The sequence below is a fragment of the Pseudomonas sp. Gutcm_11s genome (assembly GCF_028649395.1).
GTDB lineage: Bacteria > Pseudomonadota > Gammaproteobacteria > Pseudomonadales > Pseudomonadaceae > Aquipseudomonas.
This window is the reverse complement of record NZ_JAQSUW010000011.1, coordinates 1-18,461: the sequence shown is the minus strand read 5'-3', so window position 1 is coordinate 18,461 and position 18,461 is coordinate 1. Positions and strand designations below refer to the sequence as shown.

Sequence of the window (18,461 nt, the reverse complement as noted above, 5' to 3'; positions counted from 1 at the left end):
CTCAGCAGCCAGGCTGCAGTTTTTCCAATTTTTTAGCTTCGCCCCACAGGGCATCCAGCTCTTCCAGGCTGCAATTCTCGATGGGCCGACCGGTGTCGCGCAATGCCTGTTCGATATAGCGGAAGCGCCGCTCGAACTTGGCGTTGGCCGCGCGCAGGGCGCTCTCCGGGTCGACCTTGAGATGGCGCGCCAGGTTGACGCTGACGAACAGCAGGTCGCCGATCTCCTCGGCGATGGCCTCGGCATCGTTCTCGCTCATGGCCTCGAGAACTTCATCGAGCTCTTCGCGCAGCTTGTCCACTACCGGAAGCACCTCGGGCCAGTCGAAGCCGACCTGGGCCGCGCGCTTCTGCAGCTTGGCCGCGCGCGACAGCGCCGGCAGTGCGCCCGGCACATCGTCGAGCAGCGACAGCTGTTCCGGCACGGCGGCCTTCTCGGCACGCTCTTCGGCCTTGAGCTCTTCCCAGCGCTGCTTGACCGCCGCTTCCTCCAGCTTCGCTGCATCAGGTGCGCCATAAAGGTCGCCATCGGGGAACACGTGCGGATGGCGGCGGATCAGCTTGCGGGTGATGCCGTCGACCACCTGGGCGAACTCGAAGCGCCCCTCCTCCCTGGCCAGCTGGCTGTAGTAGACGACCTGGAACAGCAGGTCGCCCAGCTCGCCGGACAGGTGGTCGAAGTCGCCGCGCTCGATGGCGTCAGCCACCTCGTAGGCCTCCTCAATGGTGTAGGGAACGATGGTCGCGTAGCTCTGCTTGAGGTCCCAGGGGCAGCCGTGCTGCGGGTCACGCAGGCGGGCCATCAGGTGCAGCAGGTCGTCGAGCTGGTACATGGGGCTTCCGTGAGGTCGAGGGCGCCCCGCCTGGGCGGGGCGCACCTGTTAGGTGCCGGAACGGTTGCGGCGGACTTCGATAATATTGGGCAGCTGACTGATGCGCGCCAGCAGCCGCGACAGGGAATCCAGCCCCGGAATCTCGATGGTCAGCAGCATGGAGGCGGTGTTGTCCTCCTTGTTCGAGCGGGTGTTCACCGCCAGCACGTTGATACGGTCGTTGAGCAGCACCTGGGACACGTCGCGCAGCAGACCGGAACGGTCGTAGGCCTTGATCACGATGTCCACCGGGTAGGTCTGCACCGGCACCGGACCCCAGCTGACCTGGATGATGCGCTCCGGCTCGCGGCCGGCCAGTTGCAGCACCGAGGCACAGTCCTGGCGGTGGATCGACACGCCGCGACCCTGGGTGATGTAGCCGACGATGGGGTCGCCCGGCAGCGGCTGGCAGCAGCCGGCCATCTGCGTGAGCAGGTTGCCGACGCCTTCGATCTGGATGTCGCCGCGGCGCCCCGGGCGCATGCTCTGCGTCCGGCGCGGGATCAGCTCGAGCTGCTCGGTGCCACGCTCCGGTTCCACCAGCTGCTGGGCCAGGTTGACCGCATGGGCCAGGCGCAGGTCACCAGCACCGAGGGCTGCGTACATGTCCTCGGCGGTGCGCAGGTTGCACTTCTCGGCCAGCTTGGCGAAGTCCACTACCGGTAGCGCCAGGCGTGCCAGGTCGCGTTCGAGCATGGCCTTGCCGGCGGCGACGTTCTGCTCGCGGTCCTGCAGCTTGAACCAGTGGACGATCTTGGCCCGCGAACGGCTGGTAGTGATATAGCCGAGGTTGGGGTTGAGCCAGTCGCGGCTCGGCGCGCCCTGCTTGGAGGTGATGATTTCCACCTGCTCGCCGGTCTGCAGGCTGTAGGTCAGCGGCACGATGCGCCCGTTGACCTTGGCGCCGCGGCAGTTGTGGCCGATCTGGGTGTGCACGCGGTAGGCGAAGTCCAGCGGCGTGGCGCCCTTGGGCAGGTCGATGGCATGGCCGTCCGGGGTGAACACGTAGACCCGGTCCGGCTCGATGTCGACGCGCAGCTGCTCGGCCAGGCCGCCGATGTCGCCCAGCTCCTCGTGCCACTCGAGCACCTGGCGCAGCCAGGCCATCTTCTCTTCGTAGTGGTCGGAACCACCCTTGACGTCAGTGCCCTTGTATTTCCAGTGGGCGCACACGCCCAGCTCGGCTTCCTCGTGCATGGCGTGGGTGCGGATCTGCACTTCCAGCACCTTGCCGTCCGGGCCGATCACCGCGGTATGCAGCGAGCGGTAGCCGTTCTCCTTGGGGTTGGCGATGTAGTCGTCGAACTCCTTGGGGATGTGCCGCCACAGGGTGTGGACGATGCCGAGCGCGGTGTAGCAGTCGCGCACCTCGGGCACCAGCACGCGCACAGCGCGTACGTCGTAGATCTGGCTGAACTGCAGGCCCTTGCGCTGCATCTTCCGCCAGATCGAATAGATGTGTTTGGCGCGGCCGCTGATGTCCGGCTTGATGCCGGTGGCGGTCAGCTCGTCGCGCAGTTGCTGCATCACATCAGCGATGTACTGCTCGCGGTCCAGGCGGCGCTCGTGCAGCAGCTTGGCAATCTGCTTGTACTGCTCGGGCTCCAGGTAGCGGAAGGAGATGTCCTCCAGCTCCCACTTGATATGGCCGATGCCCAGGCGGTGGGCCAGCGGCGCGTAGATGTCGAACACCTCGCGGGCCACGCGCAGGCGCTTCTCGTCATCGGCATGCTTGACCGCGCGGATCGCGCAGGTGCGTTCGGCCAGCTTGATCAGGGCCACGCGCACGTCGTCGACCATGGCCACGAGCATCTTGCGCAGGTTCTCGACCTGGGCCTGAGAACCGAGCACCAGGGAGTCGCGCGGGTTGAGCGAGGCGCTGATGGCAGCCATGCGCAGCACGCCCTCGATCAGCTTGGCCACCACCGGGCCGAACTTGTCGTTGACCGCCTTGAGCGTGGTCTTGCCCTCGCGCACGGCGCGGTAGATCAGCGCGGCCACCAGGCTGTCCTGGTCGAGCTTGAGGTCGGCGAGGATCTCGGCGATCTCCAGGCCGGTCTGGAAGCTGGAGTTGCCCTCCGCCCACAGGTTCTGCGCGGCATTGGCCTGCTGCTCGACCTCACGGGCGAACTCGCAGGCCACCTTGAGGGCCTCGCGGTCCAGCGCCGGATCGACGCTCAACGTATGGTCCAGCCATGCCTCGAGGTTGATGCTGCCGTCGAGGTTGATCGGCTGGTGTGCTCTCACCTGTACCATCTTCTGCCTTCCCTACGGCAGGCCTGAACCCGCCGGATTAGCTCTGACCTTCTATGGGTCAGTCGGATTACATGAGCTTCCTAGCCCATCTCGAATAACGCCATCGCCTCCACATGTGCCGTCTGCGGGAACATGTCGAGAATCCCGGCCCGCTTCAGCCGGAAACCCTGCCTGACCAGTTCGGCGGCATCGCGCGCCAGGGTCGCCGGGTTGCATGAAACATAAACCAAACGCCGCGCGCCCAGTACACCGATCTGCTTGACCACCTCGAACGCACCGTCGCGCGGCGGGTCCAGCAGGATCGCGTCGAAGCCCGGGGCGGCCCAGGGTTCACCGGCCAGCGGGTTCGACAGGTCGGCACGGAAAAAGTGCAGATTGCCCAGGCCGTTGCGCTGCGCATTGTCCCGCGCCCGCTCGACCATGGTCTCTACGCCTTCCACCGCCACCACCTCACGCACCTGCTGCGCCAGCGGCAGGGCAAAATTGCCCAGGCCGCAGAACAGGTCCAGCACGCGCTCGTCAGTCTGCGGCGCCAACCAGTCTAGTGCCTGTTCGACCATCGACTGATTGATCAGCCCGTTGACCTGTACGAAGTCGCCCGGACGGTACTGCAATTCCAGGTTCCAGGGTTCCAGGCGATAGCCCAGGCTCAGCCCTGGCTGGTCGGCCTCGGGCTCACCGGCGCCATGCAGCCACAGCTGCGCCTCATGCACGGAGCAGAAGTCCCGCAGGCGCTGCACATCCAGCTCGCCCAGCGGCGCCGTATGGCGCAGCAGCACGGCCGACTGGGTACCGTGGAACAGCTCGACATGGCCGAGCGCCTGGGGCTTGTCCAGGCTGCGCAGCAGCGCCGGCAACCCACGCAGGATCAGTTGCAAGGGCTGTACCAGCACCGGGCAGTCGTCGATGGCGACGATGTCCTGGCTGGCGGCGGCGCGGAAGCCCACCTCCAGGCGCTTGGCCTTGACGTCCCAGCGCACAGCGATGCGCGCGCGGCGGCGATAGCCGAGCTCCGGCCCGCTGAGCGGTGCAACCCACTCGTCGGGCTGCAGGTCGGCGAAGCGCTTGAGCTGCTCGGCCAGGGTGCGCTGTTTCAGGGCGAGCTGTTCGTCGTGGGGCAGATGCTGCAGCGTGCAGCCGCCGCAGGTACCGGCGTGGGCGCAGGCCGGCTCGCGGCGCAGCTCAACGGCGCGCAACACGCGCTCGGTACGCGCCTCCACCACCTGGGCGCGCGCGCCCAGCACGCGGGCTTCCACCTCTTCGCCCGGCAGGCTGCCGGCGACGAACCAGCTGCGGCCCTCGACGAAGGCGATACCGCGGCCGTCATTGGCCAGGCGCTCGATGGTCAGCTTCTGCTTCTTGCCCACCGGTACTTGGGCCTTGCGCTCTCCACCGGAGGGCTGGAAGCGCAGCGACTTGTGCTTGGCCATGGTTATTGATTGAACAGGCCGGAGGACAGGTAACGGTCGCCGCGATCGCAGATGATCGCCACCATCACCGCGTTCTCGGTCTCGCGCGCCAGCTTGAGCATGGCGGCTACCGCACCACCGGAGGAGACGCCGCAGAAGATGCCTTCCTCGCGCGCCAGGCGCCGCGTCATGTCCTCGGCCTCGGCCTGGGTGATGTCCAGTACGCGGTCCACGCGGGCGGCGTCGTAGATGCTCGGCAGGTATTCCTGCGGCCAGCGACGGATGCCGGGGATGGACGAGCCGTCCTGCGGCTGCAGGCCGATGATCTCGATTGCCGGGTTCTGTTCCTTGAGGTAGCGCGAGGTGCCCATGATGGTGCCGGTGGTGCCCATCGAGCTGATGAAGTGGGTGATCGCCCCCTGGGTCTGGCGCCAGATCTCCGGGCCGGTGCCACGGTAGTGCGCCTCGGGATTGTCGCCATTGGCGAACTGATCGAGCACCTTGCCCTTGCCGTCGGCCTGCATGGCCAGGGCCAGGTCACGGGCCACCTCCATGTTGTCCACCAGGATCAGCTCGGCACCGTAGGCGGTCATCGCCGCCTTGCGCTCGTCGGTGGAGTTGTCCGGCATGATCAGGATCATCTTGTAACCCTTGATCGCCGCCGCCATCGCCAGCGCGATGCCGGTGTTGCCGCTGGTGGCCTCGATCAGGATGTCGCCGGGCTGGATGTCACCGCGCAGCTCGGCGCGGGTGATCATCGACATCGCCGGACGATCCTTCACCGAACCGGCCGGGTTGTTGCCTTCCAGCTTGACCAACAGGTGATTGCGTTCGCTGCCGGGCAGGCGTTGCAGGCGGACCAGAGGGGTGTTGCCGATGCAGTCGGCGATGGTGGGGAACTGCAGGGTCATGGCGAAGCGGCCATCCGTTCGTGAAACAAGTGCGCCATGATACCGGCAAACCGCCGCCGACCCCAGATCGACGGCGACTTCGCCTCAACCGCCCAGCAGCCAGAGCAGGCCCCACAAGGGCGCCGCCGCCAGCGGCAGCAGCGCCGCCAGGCGCGGCCGATAGGGCAGCAGCATGACCAGGGCGAAGCCGGCTAGGGATATCTGCCCGAACCAGCCGACCGGGCCCATGGCCCAACCCCAGGCCGCCACGCAGGCAGCGAAGCTGGCCACCAGCAGGCACCAGCCGCCGACACGCAACCCGCGCCTCAGCATGGGCGCTGGTAAGCGCTGCCAGACCTTCTTGTAGTGGCGCTCCATGCCCTGGCACAGGCCGACCATGCCAGCGTAGGCCAGCAGCACGCCGCCGAAGAATGCACTCAGCATCTCAGTTCACCTCCAGGGCAGGTTGCGCCTTGCGCCGTGGCGCAGGTTTCTCGCCCGGTCTCCCGACACGCCAGGTGGTCCAGGCCATGAGGGCGCCGCAGGCCAAGCCGGTCAGTTCCAGCAGCAAGCGCGTGTCGTCTGCCCAGGGCTGCTCGACCGTCAGCAGACTGAGCAGCGGCAGCGCCAAGCACAGCGCCGCGGCTGCACCCAGCTGCTCGCGCCAGGCCTGCAGGCAGGGGCGCAGGCAGGCGTGCAACAGGGTCAGCAACCACAGGCCGAAGAACACCTGCACCTCCCAACCAGCGCGATCAGCCAGTTCCACTGGCAGCAGGCGGTTGGCCCAGAGCATGCCGACGCAGGCGATGCCCAGACCGGCGATCGCCGCGATGTTCACTCGCTCGGCGTTGGCGTGCATGCGCGCCGCCAGCGCGCCCTCGGCATCCGGCCGGCGACGGCGCTTGACGGTGAATAGCACCAGGCCGGTGGCGATCATCGCGCTGCTGACCAGGCCACAGACGAAGTACAGCCAGCGCATGGGGTAGCCGCCGAACTGGGCGAAATGCAGACCGGCCATGACCCGCTGGGTCAGCGGCACCGGGCGGGCAACGTTGGGCGCGCGCAGCAGCGCGCCGCTGACGCCGTGGAACTGCATGCTCTGGCCCTTGGTCAGTTCGATGCGATTGCCCAGCACCGGGCGCACCTCGATCAGCGCATCGGCCCGCCCCGGATTGCGGATCGACAGCGAGCCGACCGGCCCCATCAGGCGCTCGGCCTCGGCCAGCAGTGGCGCCAGGTCGGTCAGCTCAGCCTGCGGGCGCTCGCCACGGACAGGACCATGCTCATGCGCCCCACCCTGCTCTGCGTTACGCCCCATGCGTTCGCCCCCCTGCCCCTCGCGGGGCGCACGCTGTTCGCCGCCCTGGCCGCCACGACCGAAGGCAGCCTCGCGATTACCGTCGAACAACGCATCGACCGCCGCCGGCATATAGATGAGGTAGAAGATCACCAGGCCGGTGTAGGTGATCATCAGGTGGAACGGCAACAGCAGCACGCCGCTGGCATTGTGCGCATCGAGCCAGGAACGCTGGCCCTTGTTCGGGCGAAAGGTGAAGAACTCCTTGAAGAACTTCTTGTGGATGACGATGCCGCTGACCAGCGCCACCAGCATCGCCACCGCCGCCAGCCCGACCACCCAGATGCCGATGTTGCGCGGCAGGTTGAGGGTGAAGTGGAAGCGGAAGAAGAAGCCGCCGCCGGCCGTCTCGCGAACATCCAGACGCTCGCCGCTGCGTGGATCGAGTTGCTCGCCGCCGCCACGCCGCTGCTCGCCGGCAGACACGCTGAGCCCAGGCGAGCGCTCGGTCGGCAGGCCGATGTTCCAGGCGCTGGCGTCCGGGTGCCTGGCCTGCAGGTAGGCCAGCGCGCGCTTGGCTGCATCGACCTGGCTGACGTCGTGGGCGGGAATCTCCGGGCGCATCCACTCGTCGATCTCCTTGTCGAACACCGCCAGGGTGCCGGTGAGGAAGATGGCGAACAGCAGCCAGCCGAAGATCAACCCACCCCAGGTGTGCAGCCAGGACAGCTTCTGCGTGATGGTCTGCGGCTTGCTCATGCCAGCACCCTCATCAACTGTGGCCAGAAACCGACCAGCGCCAGCGGCGCCGCCAGGGCCATCCCCAGCCAGGCGCGCGTGGCGCTGTGGCAGGCGAAGGCCCAGAGGATGGCCAGCGGATAGATGACGAAGGCCGGCAAGGTGGCGACCACCAGGGCGTCCTGCGCCGTCAGCGGCAACAGCCGGGCGAGAAACGCGGTGAACGCGTAGGTGAAGGCGTAGGTGAAGGCGTAGCCGCCGAGGATGGCGGCCAGGGTGCGGGACACCATCGGCCAGGCCGAGGTTGAGGGTTTCATGTCATTTTCCTCGCATACCGCTCACCCGCTGCCGCACTCCGGCGCCGGGCGCATCGCCATGTGGCAGCGGCTCGAACTGGACGAGTTAGCGCGCAAACCATCGCAGTTGCTCTTTCGCCTGGCTGGCGTGAGCCACGCCAGCTCGCAACGCAAAAAGAGAGCTGCCTGGCGGCAACTCCCATCCGTCTCTGCCCTGTACGTCAGGCGCGAGGCCCAGGATTCGCCAGGCTGGCGAGCCCTGGGCTCGGCCATGGCGATCAGAAGCTCTGGGTCAGGCCGAAGATGAAGCGGCGACCATCGAGGTTGTAGGCGTAGTCGTCATCGGTGGTGACTTCCTTGTTGGTCACGTTGTACACGCCGAACTTCAGGCTCAGGTCCTTGTTGGCCTGATAGACCAGTCCCACGTCGGCGAAGGTGTACGACGGATAGGTCACGCCATTGGTGCTCGCACCGCTGGTGCCGGTCTGCCAGCGCCCGGAGGTCTCGCTGCGGTAGTTGACCTGGGTCCAGAGGTTCATCTTCTCGGTGGCCTGCCAGTCCAGCGAGAAGTTGAACATGTGCTTGGCCACGTCGTTGAGCGGCTCGCCCTTGTACTGCCCGGACTTCTGCTCGGTGCTGGTGTAGGTGTAGCTGTGGCGGTACATCAGGTTGTCGAGCAGACGGTAGTCCAGGGTGAACTCGACGCCCTTGAGCTCAGCCTTGTCGACGTTCTCGTAGGCGGTGTAGCCGTACTGGTGCGCTGGGTAGCTGGTGCCGTTGTAGACACAGGGAACGTTCGGTTCGCAGACACGGCCGGTACGGTTGATCTTGTCGTCGTAGTCGGTCTGGTAGACGGTCAGGGTGCTACTCAGGTCGAGCTCGAAGTTCTCGTAGCCGATGCCCAGCTCACGGTTCAGGCTGGTCTCTGGAACCAGGTCCGGATTGCCGATGATCACGCCGCCACGGGAAGAGGAGCCGAAGTCGGTCGCGCTCTGGCGCAGGCTCGGTGCCTTGTAGCCGGAGGTGACGCCGCCTTTGAGGGTGAAGTTCTCGTTCAGGTGATAGACCGCGTAAACCTTGGGACTGAACTCGCTGCCGAACGCCTCGTTGTCGTCGTAGCGGCCGCTCAGGGTCAGGGTCAGGTCGTCGGTCAGGCTCCAGCTGTCTTCGAGGAAGGCGGAGTTCTGGTAGCGGTCCATCTCCACCACCGCGTCGGCCACCGGCACCACCGGAGGGCGCAGGCCGCTGGTGGCGCCATCTTCCAGTTTCTCGTACTTGTGCGTCAGGCCGCCGGTCAGGGTGTGCGTGCCGAAGAAGTAGGTGGCCTGGGTGTTGGCGGTCAGCACGTCGTATTCGATGCCGTTGCCGGTGTTCTCGTTGACCCGGGTCGGGTTTTCCGAGGTGTCGTAGTTGACGTAGGAGTCCAGCAGCAGATTGTCGTAGCGGCCCTCATGGGTCACCGCGTAGGTCTTCTGGATGGACTTGCTGTAGCTGGCCTCGTCCGACTCGGCGAGGCTCTCGCCCGGATTGTGCCAGCGGCGCTGCAGGGCCTCGTTGTAGTTCAGAGTGACCAGGTTTTCCTCGTTGATGTTCCAGCCCAGCTTGCCGCCGGCATTCGAGCGGCGGAATTTCGGGTCCGAGGCGGCGCTGTCGCTGCCACCGACGAACTGGCTCTCATCCTGGCTGAGGAACGAGCCATTCAGCTGCAGGGCGAGAATGTCCTTGATCAGCGGCGCGTTGAGGTAGGCGCTGGTCTGGTAGCCGTCCTCGTTTACCTTGTTGGCGCTGTCGGCCATGGTGTACTCGGTGGTGATGCTGCCAGCCCACTCGTTCTGGATCTTCTTGGTGATGATGTTGATCACCCCGCCCATGGCATCGGAGCCATACAGCGACGAGGCCGGGCCACGGATCACTTCGATACGCTCGATGGCCTCGATGGGCGGCAGGAAGTTGATCGGCGTGCCGCCCTGGGAGCCGTTCAGGCCGAAGGATTCGTTGCCCTGCACCGGGCGCCCGTCGATGAGGAACAGGGTGTAACCGGCAGTCATGCCGCGGATCATGATGGAGCGCTCTACGCCGCCACCGGAAATCTGTACGCCAGCCACGTTCTTCAGCGCGTCGGTGACGTCGGTGTAGGACTTCTTCTTCAGCTCTTCCGCGCTGATCACGGTGATGGCCGCCGGGGCGTCCTTGACGCTCTGCTCGAAGCCGGTCGCCGAGATGACCACCTCATCCAGCTCCAGCGGCTCGGCCTGCTGGTCGGCGAACGCCGTGCACGCCAGGGAGGCCATGGCGGCCGTCAGCAGGGTCTTCTTGAACTGCGGCTTGATCCGCGCGGTGAACTGATGGGTCGTGCGTGACATGCGTATGGCTCCTAACCAGTCAGGATGACTCGGGTGTCGGCTTTGGTTTTTTTATTGCTGCCCATCGCAGAACCCGAGAAACCGCACTACCGCACTCAACCACCTCACCCGTCCCATGCCCTGGAATAGGCGACCGGGAAGAACCGATGCCCCCGCATCGATTGGTCAGGAAGAGCTGGTTGAAACGCGGAGAGAGGCGACGCTCCTGTGCAATGGGAGATGCACACAGATGAGCGGAGACGACTGGTTGTGGCGTTGCGACTCGTCGGCATCTGTGCGGATCGGTCGCAAATGATATTTCTTCACATTTGAGAGTAAATGCAATTTACAAACTATACACTTGGCAGCCGCAGGTTCAGCCGCAGCCCCGCCTCGCCGTTCTCCGCCCACAGCACGCCACCCTGGATGCGCAGTGCCCCACGGGCGATGGCGAGGCCCAGGCCGAAGCCATCACCACCCGGGCGCGAAGCATTGAGACGAGTGAAGGGATGGAAGATCGCCTTCAGCTGCGCGACCGGAACGCCGCCGCCCTGATCCTCCACGTGCAACTGCCAGAAGCCGCCATCGCGACGCCCGCCGAGGTGTATCTCGCCATCCGGCGGCGAATGGCGAATGGCATTGCGCACGATGTTCTCCAGGGCCTGGGCCAACCCGTTGAGGTGGCCGCGCACCCGGCATTCGGCCGGTAACTCGCAGCGCAGGCGCTCGGCCGACCAACCGCTCTCGAAGCAGGCGTTCTCGCTGATCACCCCCCACAAGGCCGGCACATCGATGTCCTCCAGCGGTGGCTGGGGGCGCTCGGTATCCATCCACACCAGCTCCAGGGTGTCGTCCACCAGGCGCTGCATGCACTGCACCTCACGTTCGAGGCGATCACGCAGCAATTCCAGGTCGCTGGCGCACTCCCCCGCCACGCGCAGGCGCGACAGGGGCGTGCGCAGCTCATGGGACAGATCGCGCAGCAGCTGGCGCTGGAACGCCACCGTGTGCTCCAGGCGCCCGGCCATGTGGTCGAAGGCACGCCCGAGCTCGCCCAGCTCATCGCGCCGGGCCGTCACCTGTTCGCCAACCCGCGCGCCCAGCTTGCCGGCGCTGAGCGCCAGGGCCTGCCGGTGCAGGGCGCCGAGCGGGGCGATCAACGAGCGATACAGCAGCACTCCGAGCAGCACCGCGAGAACCGCCGGCAGAATTCGCTGCAACAACAGCTCCCATAGCTCGCGATACTTGCGCGGACTCAGCTCCTGCGGCAGCTCCATCACCAGGCGATGTTCGCCATCGCTGAAAGGGATGTAGAAGGTGGGCCAACCAGTGGGCCGCCCCATCAGTCCGCGCAGCGGACGGATGAAGCTCAGACGCTCGCGCTCCTCCGCGCTCAGCGGCTGCAGCGCCAGCGACTCGCCGGCGGCATCCACCACCACCGCCCAGACCTGCTCGCGCTCGCGCAGGCGGCGCAGATACTCATCGACACCCTGCGCCCCGCGCTCGCGCCAGGCACTCTCGGCGTCCCGCGCGTAGCTGATCATGATCTGCCGCGAGGACTCGGGCAGGCGCGAGGTCGCCTCGTTCATCCATCGGCCCAGGTCGAGATGCAGGCTGGCCAGCAGCAGGCAGAACAGCGCCAACGCACCGGTCAGCTTCCAGAACAGCGAGTGGCGCGTCGGCATCTCAGCCCTCGTCGCTCAGGAACAGGTAACCCTTGCCCCAGGCCGTCTCCAGCCTTCCGGCCTGGTAGCCGACAGCGAGCAGCTTGCGACGGATATGGCTGACATGCATGTCCAGGCTGCGATCGTGCTGGGAATAGGGGCGATGCAGCACCTGCTGATAGAGGAAGGGCTTGCTCTGCACCTCGCCGGCATGGCGGACGAAGAGCTCCAGCAGACGGTACTCGGTGCTGGTCAGTTGCACCCACTGCCCCTTGTGGCGCACGTCGCAGCGTTGCTCGTCGAACTGCAGCTGCCCACCCGCCGTGGCCTCCTGCTGCCGCCGCTCATAGGCCACCCGGCGCAGGATGGCGTCGATACGCACCTCCATCTCGGCCATGGCGAACGGCTTGGGTAGGTAGTCGTCGGCGCCCTGGCTGAAACCGGCGATGCGGTCCTGTTCGGCGCCCAGGGCGGACATCAGGATCACCGGTACGCCGCGCCGCCGGCGCAGCTCGGCCAGCGCGTCCAGGCCGCTGCGTCCGGGGAGCAGGATATCCAGCAGCACCAGGTCGAACGGCTCGGCGCAGGCCAGCTCCAGGCCGCTGTCGCCGTCGCCGCGCAGGGTCACGTCGAAGCCACGGCGGCCGAGGTGATCCTGCAGGTGCGCAGCCAGCACCGGATCGTCCTCGATGGCGAGGATACGAGCACTCGGGTTCATGATAATGAATATCTAATGAGAATTGATCGTGACTATTCTGCCAAAAGCCACTGCAGATTCCCACCGCACGAATCGCTAAACTCCCGCTATCGCCTGGATGGAGACTGCCGTGTTCAAGGACCTCGGGATCAAGGGTCGCGTACTGCTGCTTACCCTGTTGCCTACCAGCCTGCTGGCGCTGGTGCTGGGAGGCTACTTCACCTGGACGCAGCTGGCCGACCTGCGTAGCCAGCTGCAGCAGCGTGGCGAGCTACTGGTGCAGCACCTGGCGCCGCTCTCCGCCTCGGCCCTGGCCCGCAGCGATGCGGCGCAGCTCGAGCGCCTGGCCGAGGAGACGCTGAACCAGCCGGACGTGCGCGCCGTGGGCTTCCTCTCCGCCGAGCGGCAGAGCCTGGCCAAGGCCGGCCCGCACATGATCAACCCGGCGCCACAGACCACTGTCGAACCGCTGACCACCACCACCAGCCAGGACGCCACGCGCTTCCTGCTGCCGGTCTTCGGCCGCCACCAGAACCTCGCCGGCAGCGTCGAGTCGGACAGCGCCGACCGCCTGCTGGGCTGGGTCGAGCTGGAGCTGTCGCACCACCGCACCCTGCTGCAGGGCTACCGCAGTCTGTTCGCCAGTCTGCTGCTGATCATCACCGGGCTCAGCGTCACCGCGCTGCTCGCCCTGCGCATGAGCCGCACCATCAACGACCCGCTGCGTACCATTCAGCAGGGCGTCAACCAGCTCAAGGACGGTCAGCTGGAGACCCGCCTGCCACCGCTGGGCAGCCATGAGATGGATCAGTTGGCGGCCGGTATCAACCGCATGGCCGAGGCCCTGCACAACGCCCAGGAAGAGCTGCAGCACAGCATCGACCAGGCCACCGAGGACGTGCGGCAGAACCTGGAGACCATCGAGATCCAGAACATCGAGCTGGATCTGGCGCGCAAGGAGGCCCTGGAGGCCAGCCGCATCAAGTCCGAGTTCCTGGCCAACATGAGCCACGAGATCCGCACTCCGCTCAACGGCATCCTCGGCTTCACCGGCCTGCTGCAGAAGAGCGACCTGACCCCGCGCCAGCAGGACTACCTGGGCACCATCGAGAAGTCCGCCGAGAGCCTGCTGGGGATCATCAACGAGGTGCTCGATTTCTCCAAGATCGAGGCCGGCAAGCTGGTGCTGGAGAACATCCCGTTCAACCTGCGCGACCTGATCCAGGACTGCCTGACCATCCTCGCGCCCTCCGCCCACCAGAAGCAGCTGGAGCTGGTCAGCCTGATCTACCGCGACACCCCGCTGTCGCTGCAGGGCGACCCGCAGCGCCTGAAGCAGGTGCTGACCAACCTGGTGAGCAACGCCATCAAGTTCACCCGCGAAGGCACCATCGCCGTGCGCGCCATGGTCGAGGACGAGAGCGACGACCGCGCCCAGCTGCGCATCAGCGTGCAGGACACCGGCGTCGGCCTCTCCGACGAGGACTTGCGCGCCCTGTTCCAGGCCTTCAGCCAGGCCGACAACTCGCTGAGCCGCCAGGCCGGCGGCACCGGCCTCGGCCTGGTCATTTCCAAGCGCCTGATCGAGCAGATGGGTGGTGAGATCGGCGTCGACAGCAGCCCCGGCACCGGCTCGGAGTTCTGGATCAGCCTGACCCTGCCCAAGGCTCGCGACGACGCCGATGACCTGCCGCGCGCGCCGCTGCAGGGGCGCCGCGTGGCCCTGCTGGAGAGCCACGAGCTGACCCGCCAGGCCCTGCAGCACCAACTGGAAGACTGCAGCCTGGAAGTACTGGAGCTGGGCAGTCTGGATCAGTTGCTCGAACGGGTGGCGCAGCAGCGCGAGAGCGGCCAGCCGATCGACCTCGCGGTGCTCGGCGTCAGCCTGCAGGAGCTGCCGCCGGAGCAACTCGGCAAGCGCCTGTGGGAACTCGACAATCAGGGTTGCAAGGCCCTGGTGCTCTGCCCCACCACCGAACAGGCGCTGTACCACGAGGCGCTGCCGGAACTGCAGCTGCAGGCCAAGCCGACCTGTACCCGCAAGCTGCTGCGCGCCCTGGGCGAGCTGGTCAGCCCGCGCGCCTTCAGGGTCGAGCCCCCTGCCCCGCTGACCAGCCGCGCGCCACGCCTGCTCTGCGTCGACGACAACCCGGCCAACCTGCTGCTGGTGCAGACCCTGCTCGGCGACATGGGCGCCGAGGTGATGGCGGTGGACAGCGGCTATGCGGCCGTCGACGCGGTGCGCCAGCACAACTTCGACCTGGTGTTCATGGATGTACAGATGCCGGGCATGGACGGCCGCCAGGCCACCGAGGCGATTCGCCAGTGGGAGCAGGAAGAGGAACGCAATCCGCTGCCCATCGTCGCCCTCACCGCACACGCCCTGGCCAACGAGAAACGCTCGCTGCTGCAGGGCGGCATGGACGACTACCTGACCAAGCCGATCAACGAGCGCCAGCTGGCTCAGGTCGTGCTCAAGTGGACCGGCCTGGCCCTGCGCAACCATCCGCAACCGGCCGCGCCCGCGGCGCAGATCGCCAACGCCAGCCTGCGCGTGCTCGACCCTGAAGAAGGGCTGCGCCTGGCCGCCGGCAAGGCCGACCTGGCCAGCGACATGCTGGCGATGCTGCTGGCCGGGCTGCCCGCCGACCGCCAGGCCATTCGCCAGGCCCGCGACGGCGGCGAGCGCAGTGCCCTGCTAGAACGGGTACACCGCCTGCACGGGGCCACGCGCTATTGCGGCGTGCCACAGCTACGCGCCGCCTGCCAGCGCAGCGAAACCCTGCTCAAGCAGGACGATCCGGCGGCTCAGGTCGCCCTCGACGAGCTCGACGCCGCCATCGCCCGCCTGGCCGAGGAGGCCGCGGTAGACGCCTGAGGACCGCCCATGCGCATCACCATTTTCAGTGCCAAGGCCTATGACCGCGCCAGTTTCAACGCCTGCGCGCTGCCGTCTGGCTGGCACCTGCGCTACCAGGACAGCCTGCTGAACGTCGACACCGCGACCCTGGCCGCCGGCAGCGAAGTGGTCTGCGCCTTCATCAACGACGATCTTTCCGCCGCAGTGCTGGAGCGTCTGGCTGCCGGCGGCACCAGGCTGATCGCCTTGCGCTCGGCCGGCTACAACCATGTCGACCTGCAGGCCGCGGAGCGCCTGGGCCTCGCCGTGGTACGGGTACCCGCCTATTCGCCGCATGCGGTGGCCGAGCATGCCGTGGCGCTGATCCTGGCGCTCAATCGACGCATCCACCGCGCCTACAACCGCACTCGCGAAGGCGACTTCAGCCTGCACGGCCTGACCGGCTTCGACCTGCACGGCAAGACCGTCGGCGTGGTCGGCGGCGGGCAGATTGGCCTGGCCTTCGCCCGCATCATGGCCGGCTTCGGCTGCAGGCTGCTGATCAGCGACCCCTACCCCATTGCCGGCCTGGAAGAGCTCGGCGCCCGCCAGGTCGCGCTGGGCGAGCTGATCACCAGCAGCGACGTGATCAGCCTGCACTGCCCGTTGACCGAGAGCAGCCGCCACCTGATCAATGCCGCGAGCCTGGCGCAGATGAAGCACGACGCGATGCTGATCAATACCGGCCGCGGCGCCCTAGTCGACACGCCGGCGCTGGTCGAGGCACTCAAGAGTGGCCAGCTCGGCTACCTGGGCCTGGACGTCTATGAAGAGGAGGCCGAGCTGTTCTTCGAGGACCGCTCCGATCAGCCACTGCAGGATGACGTGCTGGCGCGCCTGCTGACCTTCCCCACGGTCATCGTCACCTCCCACCAGGCCTTTCTCACCCACGAGGCGCTGGCCGCCATCGCCACCACTACCCTGGACAACATCGCCGCCTGGGCCGCCGGAGCGCCGGTCAACCGGGTGACATCGACGGCGTGATAGCATCCCGCGCATTTCCGGAGGCGCCATGACCACCCACGATTTCCGCTACACCCTGCTCAACCCGCAACACACCCTGACCGAGTGCCGCGCCCTGGCACCGGGCCGCTATCAGGTCACCGGCAATGGCGGCGCCATCCAGGCCGGCGACACCTTGCTGGTGACCCTCAAGGGCAGCAAGGAACTGTCCATGAGCCTCGCGGTGGAAAAGGTCCGTCACCTGATCAATCCGCCAGGCCAATGGCTGGCAGTCGCCAGCGGCCCGGCCTTCCGCGAGCTGGCGATTCACAACTGGCAGGTGGATTGCGACGGTTGCAACAAACGCATCGATCTGGAATTCGCCGTCGACGCCAGCCTCGGCGCCAAGGCCCAGCAGCCCGCCGCCGAGGCCCGCCTGAGCGAGCTGGGCTGGACCAGCCGCGCCGGCAAACACTTCTGCCCCGCCTGCAAGGAGAACAGCGCATGAAACACGCCCTGGCCCCCACGCTTCTGGCCGCCGCCCTGGTCGGCTGCGCCAGCGATCGACCGCAACTGGAAAGCGAGAAGACCTATCAGGTGGAGTGGATCGGCGAGCGCCCGCTGATCGACCGCAGCCACCTGACCATCACCCTCGGTGAGGATGGCCGCGCCTACGGCAGCGCCGGCTGCAACCATTGGTTCGCCAGCTACAACCGGGAAGAAGACAAACTGACCTTTGCCCAGCCCGGCGCCACTCGCAAGATGTGCGCCCCGGCGCTGATGGAGCAGGAGCAGCGCTTCCTCGAGGCCCTGGGCCAGGTGCAACGCTGGGACGTATCCGGCATCGGCCAGCTACAGCTGTGGCCGGCCACCGGCAAGCCCATTCGCCTGTGGCCGGAAGAAGGCTGAGAGCCGCCACTTAAGGCGCAAACAGCTCCAGCTGCTCATGCCGGCCGCGCAGGTCCAGCAGGCGCACGCCCACACCGAGCAGACGCACCGGCTTGCCGCCACGGGCAAAGGCGGCGCCCAGCAGGCGCTGGTAGCTCTCCAGATCACGCCGCGCGCCGGCCTGCTCCAGGGTGGTCTGGCTGAAGTCGTGAAACTTGATCTTGACGAAGGGCTTGTCCGGTCGATAGCTGTCGTCCAGCCGCGCCATGCGCGTATCGAGCTGCTGCAGCAGCTCCGGCAGATGCTCCAGACAGGCAGCCAGGTCCGGCAGGTCCTTGTCGAAGGTGTTCTCCACGCTCACCGACTGGCGCCGGCTATCCACCTGCACCGCACGCTCATCGATGCCCCGCGCCAGGCTCCACAGGCGCTCGCCGAAGCTGCCGAAATCGCGGGCCAGGGCCAGCTTGCTGCGCTCGCGCAAATCCAGGCAGCTGACGATGCCCAGGCGCTCCATCTTGCTCGCCGTGACCTTGCCCACCCCGTGCAACTTGCTCACCGGCAGTGCGGCGACGAACTCCTCGACCTGATCCGGAGTGATCACGAACAGGCCGTTGGGCTTGCGCCAGTCGCTGGCGATCTTGGCCAGGAACTTGTTCGGCGCCACGCCGGCGGACACAGTGATATGCAGTTCCTGGGAGACGCGGCGGCGGATCTCCTGGGCGATACGCGTGGCACTGCCGTCGAAATGCGGACTGTCGGAGACGTCGAGATAGGCCTCGTCCAGCGACAGCGGCTCGATGGTCTCGGTGTAGTCGCGGAAGATCGCGTGGATTTCCCGCGATACCGCCTTATAGGCATCCATGCGCGGGCGCACCACCTGCAGGTCCGGGCAAAGCTTGAGCGCCTGGCCCATGGGCATGGCCGAACGCACGCCCCAGGCCCGCGCCTCGTAGTTGCACGTGGCGACCACGCCCCGCCGGTCCGCCGCCCCACCCACCGCCAGCGGCCTGCCAGCCAGGCGCGGGTCGTCGCGCATCTCGATGGCAGCGTAGAAACAATCGCAGTCGATATGGATGATCTTGCGCACGCAAAGCCCCGTCCGGCCTGCTCCGAAGGGCCGCAGTCTAGCACCCGTGAAACGCTAACCATCTGACAGAAAACAGTTTTCTCGCAGAAAAGGTTGACAGCTCGAGTTTGGCCGCTAGAATGGCCGCCGCGGGATGGAGCAGTCTGGTAGCTCGTCGGGCTCATAACCCGAAGGTCGTCGGTTCA

15 protein-coding genes are annotated in these 18,461 nt (G+C 66.7%); 4 read left to right on the top strand and 11 right to left on the bottom strand.

Annotated elements, in window-relative coordinates; translation table 11 throughout:
- Nucleotide 1 precedes the first annotated feature (1 nt).
- From mazG to PTT45_RS06845, 10 genes are all read right to left on the bottom strand, one after another.
- Nucleotides 2-832, bottom strand: coding sequence for a nucleoside triphosphate pyrophosphohydrolase (mazG, locus tag PTT45_RS06890; protein ID WP_273812293.1), 831 nt, complete (start codon nt 830-832; stop codon nt 2-4).
- Nucleotides 833-880: 48 nt separating this feature from the next.
- Nucleotides 881-3,127 (bottom strand): GTP diphosphokinase, encoded by a 2,247-nt coding sequence (gene relA / locus PTT45_RS06885; RefSeq protein WP_273812292.1) that lies wholly within the window; start codon nt 3,125-3,127, stop codon nt 881-883.
- Between the two features lie 80 nt (nt 3,128-3,207).
- Nucleotides 3,208-4,557 carry a 23S rRNA (uracil(1939)-C(5))-methyltransferase RlmD gene (gene rlmD, locus PTT45_RS06880; RefSeq protein ID WP_273812291.1) on the bottom strand — a complete coding sequence of 450 codons (1,350 nt, stop codon included), beginning with the start codon at nt 4,555-4,557 and terminating at the stop codon, nt 3,208-3,210.
- A 2-nt stretch (nt 4,558-4,559) separates the two neighbouring features.
- Nucleotides 4,560-5,447: a cysteine synthase CysM gene (gene cysM / locus PTT45_RS06875; protein WP_273812290.1), complete on the bottom strand. Its 888-nt coding sequence runs from the start codon at nt 5,445-5,447 to the stop codon at nt 4,560-4,562.
- A gap of 84 nt (nt 5,448-5,531) precedes the next feature.
- On the bottom strand, nt 5,532-5,870 hold the full coding sequence (locus PTT45_RS06870) for a DUF3325 domain-containing protein (protein WP_273812289.1): 339 nt from the start codon (nt 5,868-5,870) through the stop codon (nt 5,532-5,534).
- A gap of 1 nt (nt 5,871) precedes the next feature.
- Nucleotides 5,872-7,482: a PepSY-associated TM helix domain-containing protein gene (locus PTT45_RS06865; RefSeq protein ID WP_273812288.1), complete on the bottom strand. Its 1,611-nt coding sequence runs from the start codon at nt 7,480-7,482 to the stop codon at nt 5,872-5,874.
- The gene (locus PTT45_RS06860; RefSeq protein WP_273812287.1) at nt 7,479-7,778 is read right to left on the bottom strand and encodes a DUF3649 domain-containing protein; all 300 of its coding nucleotides are present in this window, start codon (nt 7,776-7,778) and stop codon (nt 7,479-7,481) included. Before PTT45_RS06860 ends, PTT45_RS06865 begins: the two co-directional genes overlap by 4 nt.
- A gap of 257 nt (nt 7,779-8,035) precedes the next feature.
- A complete protein-coding gene (locus PTT45_RS06855; RefSeq protein ID WP_273812286.1) occupies nt 8,036-10,120 on the bottom strand; it encodes a TonB-dependent receptor domain-containing protein in 2,085 nt (694 codons plus the stop codon).
- A 332-nt stretch (nt 10,121-10,452) separates the two neighbouring features.
- Nucleotides 10,453-11,784 carry a sensor histidine kinase gene (locus PTT45_RS06850; protein WP_273812285.1) on the bottom strand — a complete coding sequence of 444 codons (1,332 nt, stop codon included), beginning with the start codon at nt 11,782-11,784 and terminating at the stop codon, nt 10,453-10,455.
- A 1-nt stretch (nt 11,785) separates the two neighbouring features.
- Nucleotides 11,786-12,481 carry a response regulator transcription factor gene (locus tag PTT45_RS06845; RefSeq protein WP_273812284.1) on the bottom strand — a complete coding sequence of 232 codons (696 nt, stop codon included), beginning with the start codon at nt 12,479-12,481 and terminating at the stop codon, nt 11,786-11,788.
- A gap of 109 nt (nt 12,482-12,590) precedes the next feature.
- On the opposite strand from PTT45_RS06845, the gene PTT45_RS06840 reads away from it, so the two are divergent.
- Genes PTT45_RS06840 through PTT45_RS06825 form a run of 4 tightly spaced genes read left to right on the top strand, consistent with a single transcriptional unit; the run spans nt 12,591 to nt 17,210 of the window.
- The gene (locus PTT45_RS06840; RefSeq protein ID WP_273812282.1) at nt 12,591-15,338 is read left to right on the top strand and encodes a response regulator; all 2,748 of its coding nucleotides are present in this window, start codon (nt 12,591-12,593) and stop codon (nt 15,336-15,338) included.
- A gap of 9 nt (nt 15,339-15,347) precedes the next feature.
- Nucleotides 15,348-16,343, top strand: coding sequence for a 2-hydroxyacid dehydrogenase (locus PTT45_RS06835; protein WP_273812281.1), 996 nt, complete (start codon nt 15,348-15,350; stop codon nt 16,341-16,343).
- Nucleotides 16,344-16,371: 28 nt separating this feature from the next.
- Nucleotides 16,372-16,809 carry a hypothetical protein gene (locus PTT45_RS06830; RefSeq protein ID WP_273812280.1) on the top strand — a complete coding sequence of 146 codons (438 nt, stop codon included), beginning with the start codon at nt 16,372-16,374 and terminating at the stop codon, nt 16,807-16,809.
- Nucleotides 16,806-17,210 carry an META domain-containing protein gene (locus tag PTT45_RS06825; RefSeq protein ID WP_273812279.1) on the top strand — a complete coding sequence of 135 codons (405 nt, stop codon included), beginning with the start codon at nt 16,806-16,808 and terminating at the stop codon, nt 17,208-17,210. The genes PTT45_RS06830 and PTT45_RS06825 overlap by 4 nt, the downstream gene beginning before the upstream one ends.
- Before the next feature lie 10 nt (nt 17,211-17,220).
- Here PTT45_RS06825 and dinB read toward each other — a convergent pair whose 3' ends face one another.
- A complete protein-coding gene (gene dinB / locus PTT45_RS06820; protein WP_273812278.1) occupies nt 17,221-18,276 on the bottom strand; it encodes a DNA polymerase IV in 1,056 nt (351 codons plus the stop codon).
- Nucleotides 18,277-18,461 lie beyond the last annotated feature (185 nt).

Coding starts and splice junctions, on each gene's coding strand:
- mazG (WP_273812293.1), bottom strand. CDS start 832: ATGTACCAGCTCGACGACCTGCTGCACCTGATGGCCCGCCTGCGTGAC.
- relA (WP_273812292.1), bottom strand. CDS start 3,127: ATGGTACAGGTGAGAGCACACCAGCCGATCAACCTCGACGGCAGCATC.
- rlmD (WP_273812291.1), bottom strand. CDS start 4,557: ATGGCCAAGCACAAGTCGCTGCGCTTCCAGCCCTCCGGTGGAGAGCGC.
- cysM (WP_273812290.1), bottom strand. CDS start 5,447: ATGACCCTGCAGTTCCCCACCATCGCCGACTGCATCGGCAACACCCCT.
- PTT45_RS06870 (WP_273812289.1), bottom strand. CDS start 5,870: ATGCTGAGTGCATTCTTCGGCGGCGTGCTGCTGGCCTACGCTGGCATG.
- PTT45_RS06865 (WP_273812288.1), bottom strand. CDS start 7,482: ATGAGCAAGCCGCAGACCATCACGCAGAAGCTGTCCTGGCTGCACACC.
- PTT45_RS06860 (WP_273812287.1), bottom strand. CDS start 7,778: ATGAAACCCTCAACCTCGGCCTGGCCGATGGTGTCCCGCACCCTGGCC.
- PTT45_RS06855 (WP_273812286.1), bottom strand. CDS start 10,120: ATGTCACGCACGACCCATCAGTTCACCGCGCGGATCAAGCCGCAGTTC.
- PTT45_RS06850 (WP_273812285.1), bottom strand. CDS start 11,784: ATGCCGACGCGCCACTCGCTGTTCTGGAAGCTGACCGGTGCGTTGGCG.
- PTT45_RS06845 (WP_273812284.1), bottom strand. CDS start 12,481: ATGAACCCGAGTGCTCGTATCCTCGCCATCGAGGACGATCCGGTGCTG.
- PTT45_RS06835 (WP_273812281.1), top strand. CDS start 15,348: ATGCGCATCACCATTTTCAGTGCCAAGGCCTATGACCGCGCCAGTTTC.
- PTT45_RS06830 (WP_273812280.1), top strand. CDS start 16,372: ATGACCACCCACGATTTCCGCTACACCCTGCTCAACCCGCAACACACC.
- PTT45_RS06825 (WP_273812279.1), top strand. CDS start 16,806: ATGAAACACGCCCTGGCCCCCACGCTTCTGGCCGCCGCCCTGGTCGGC.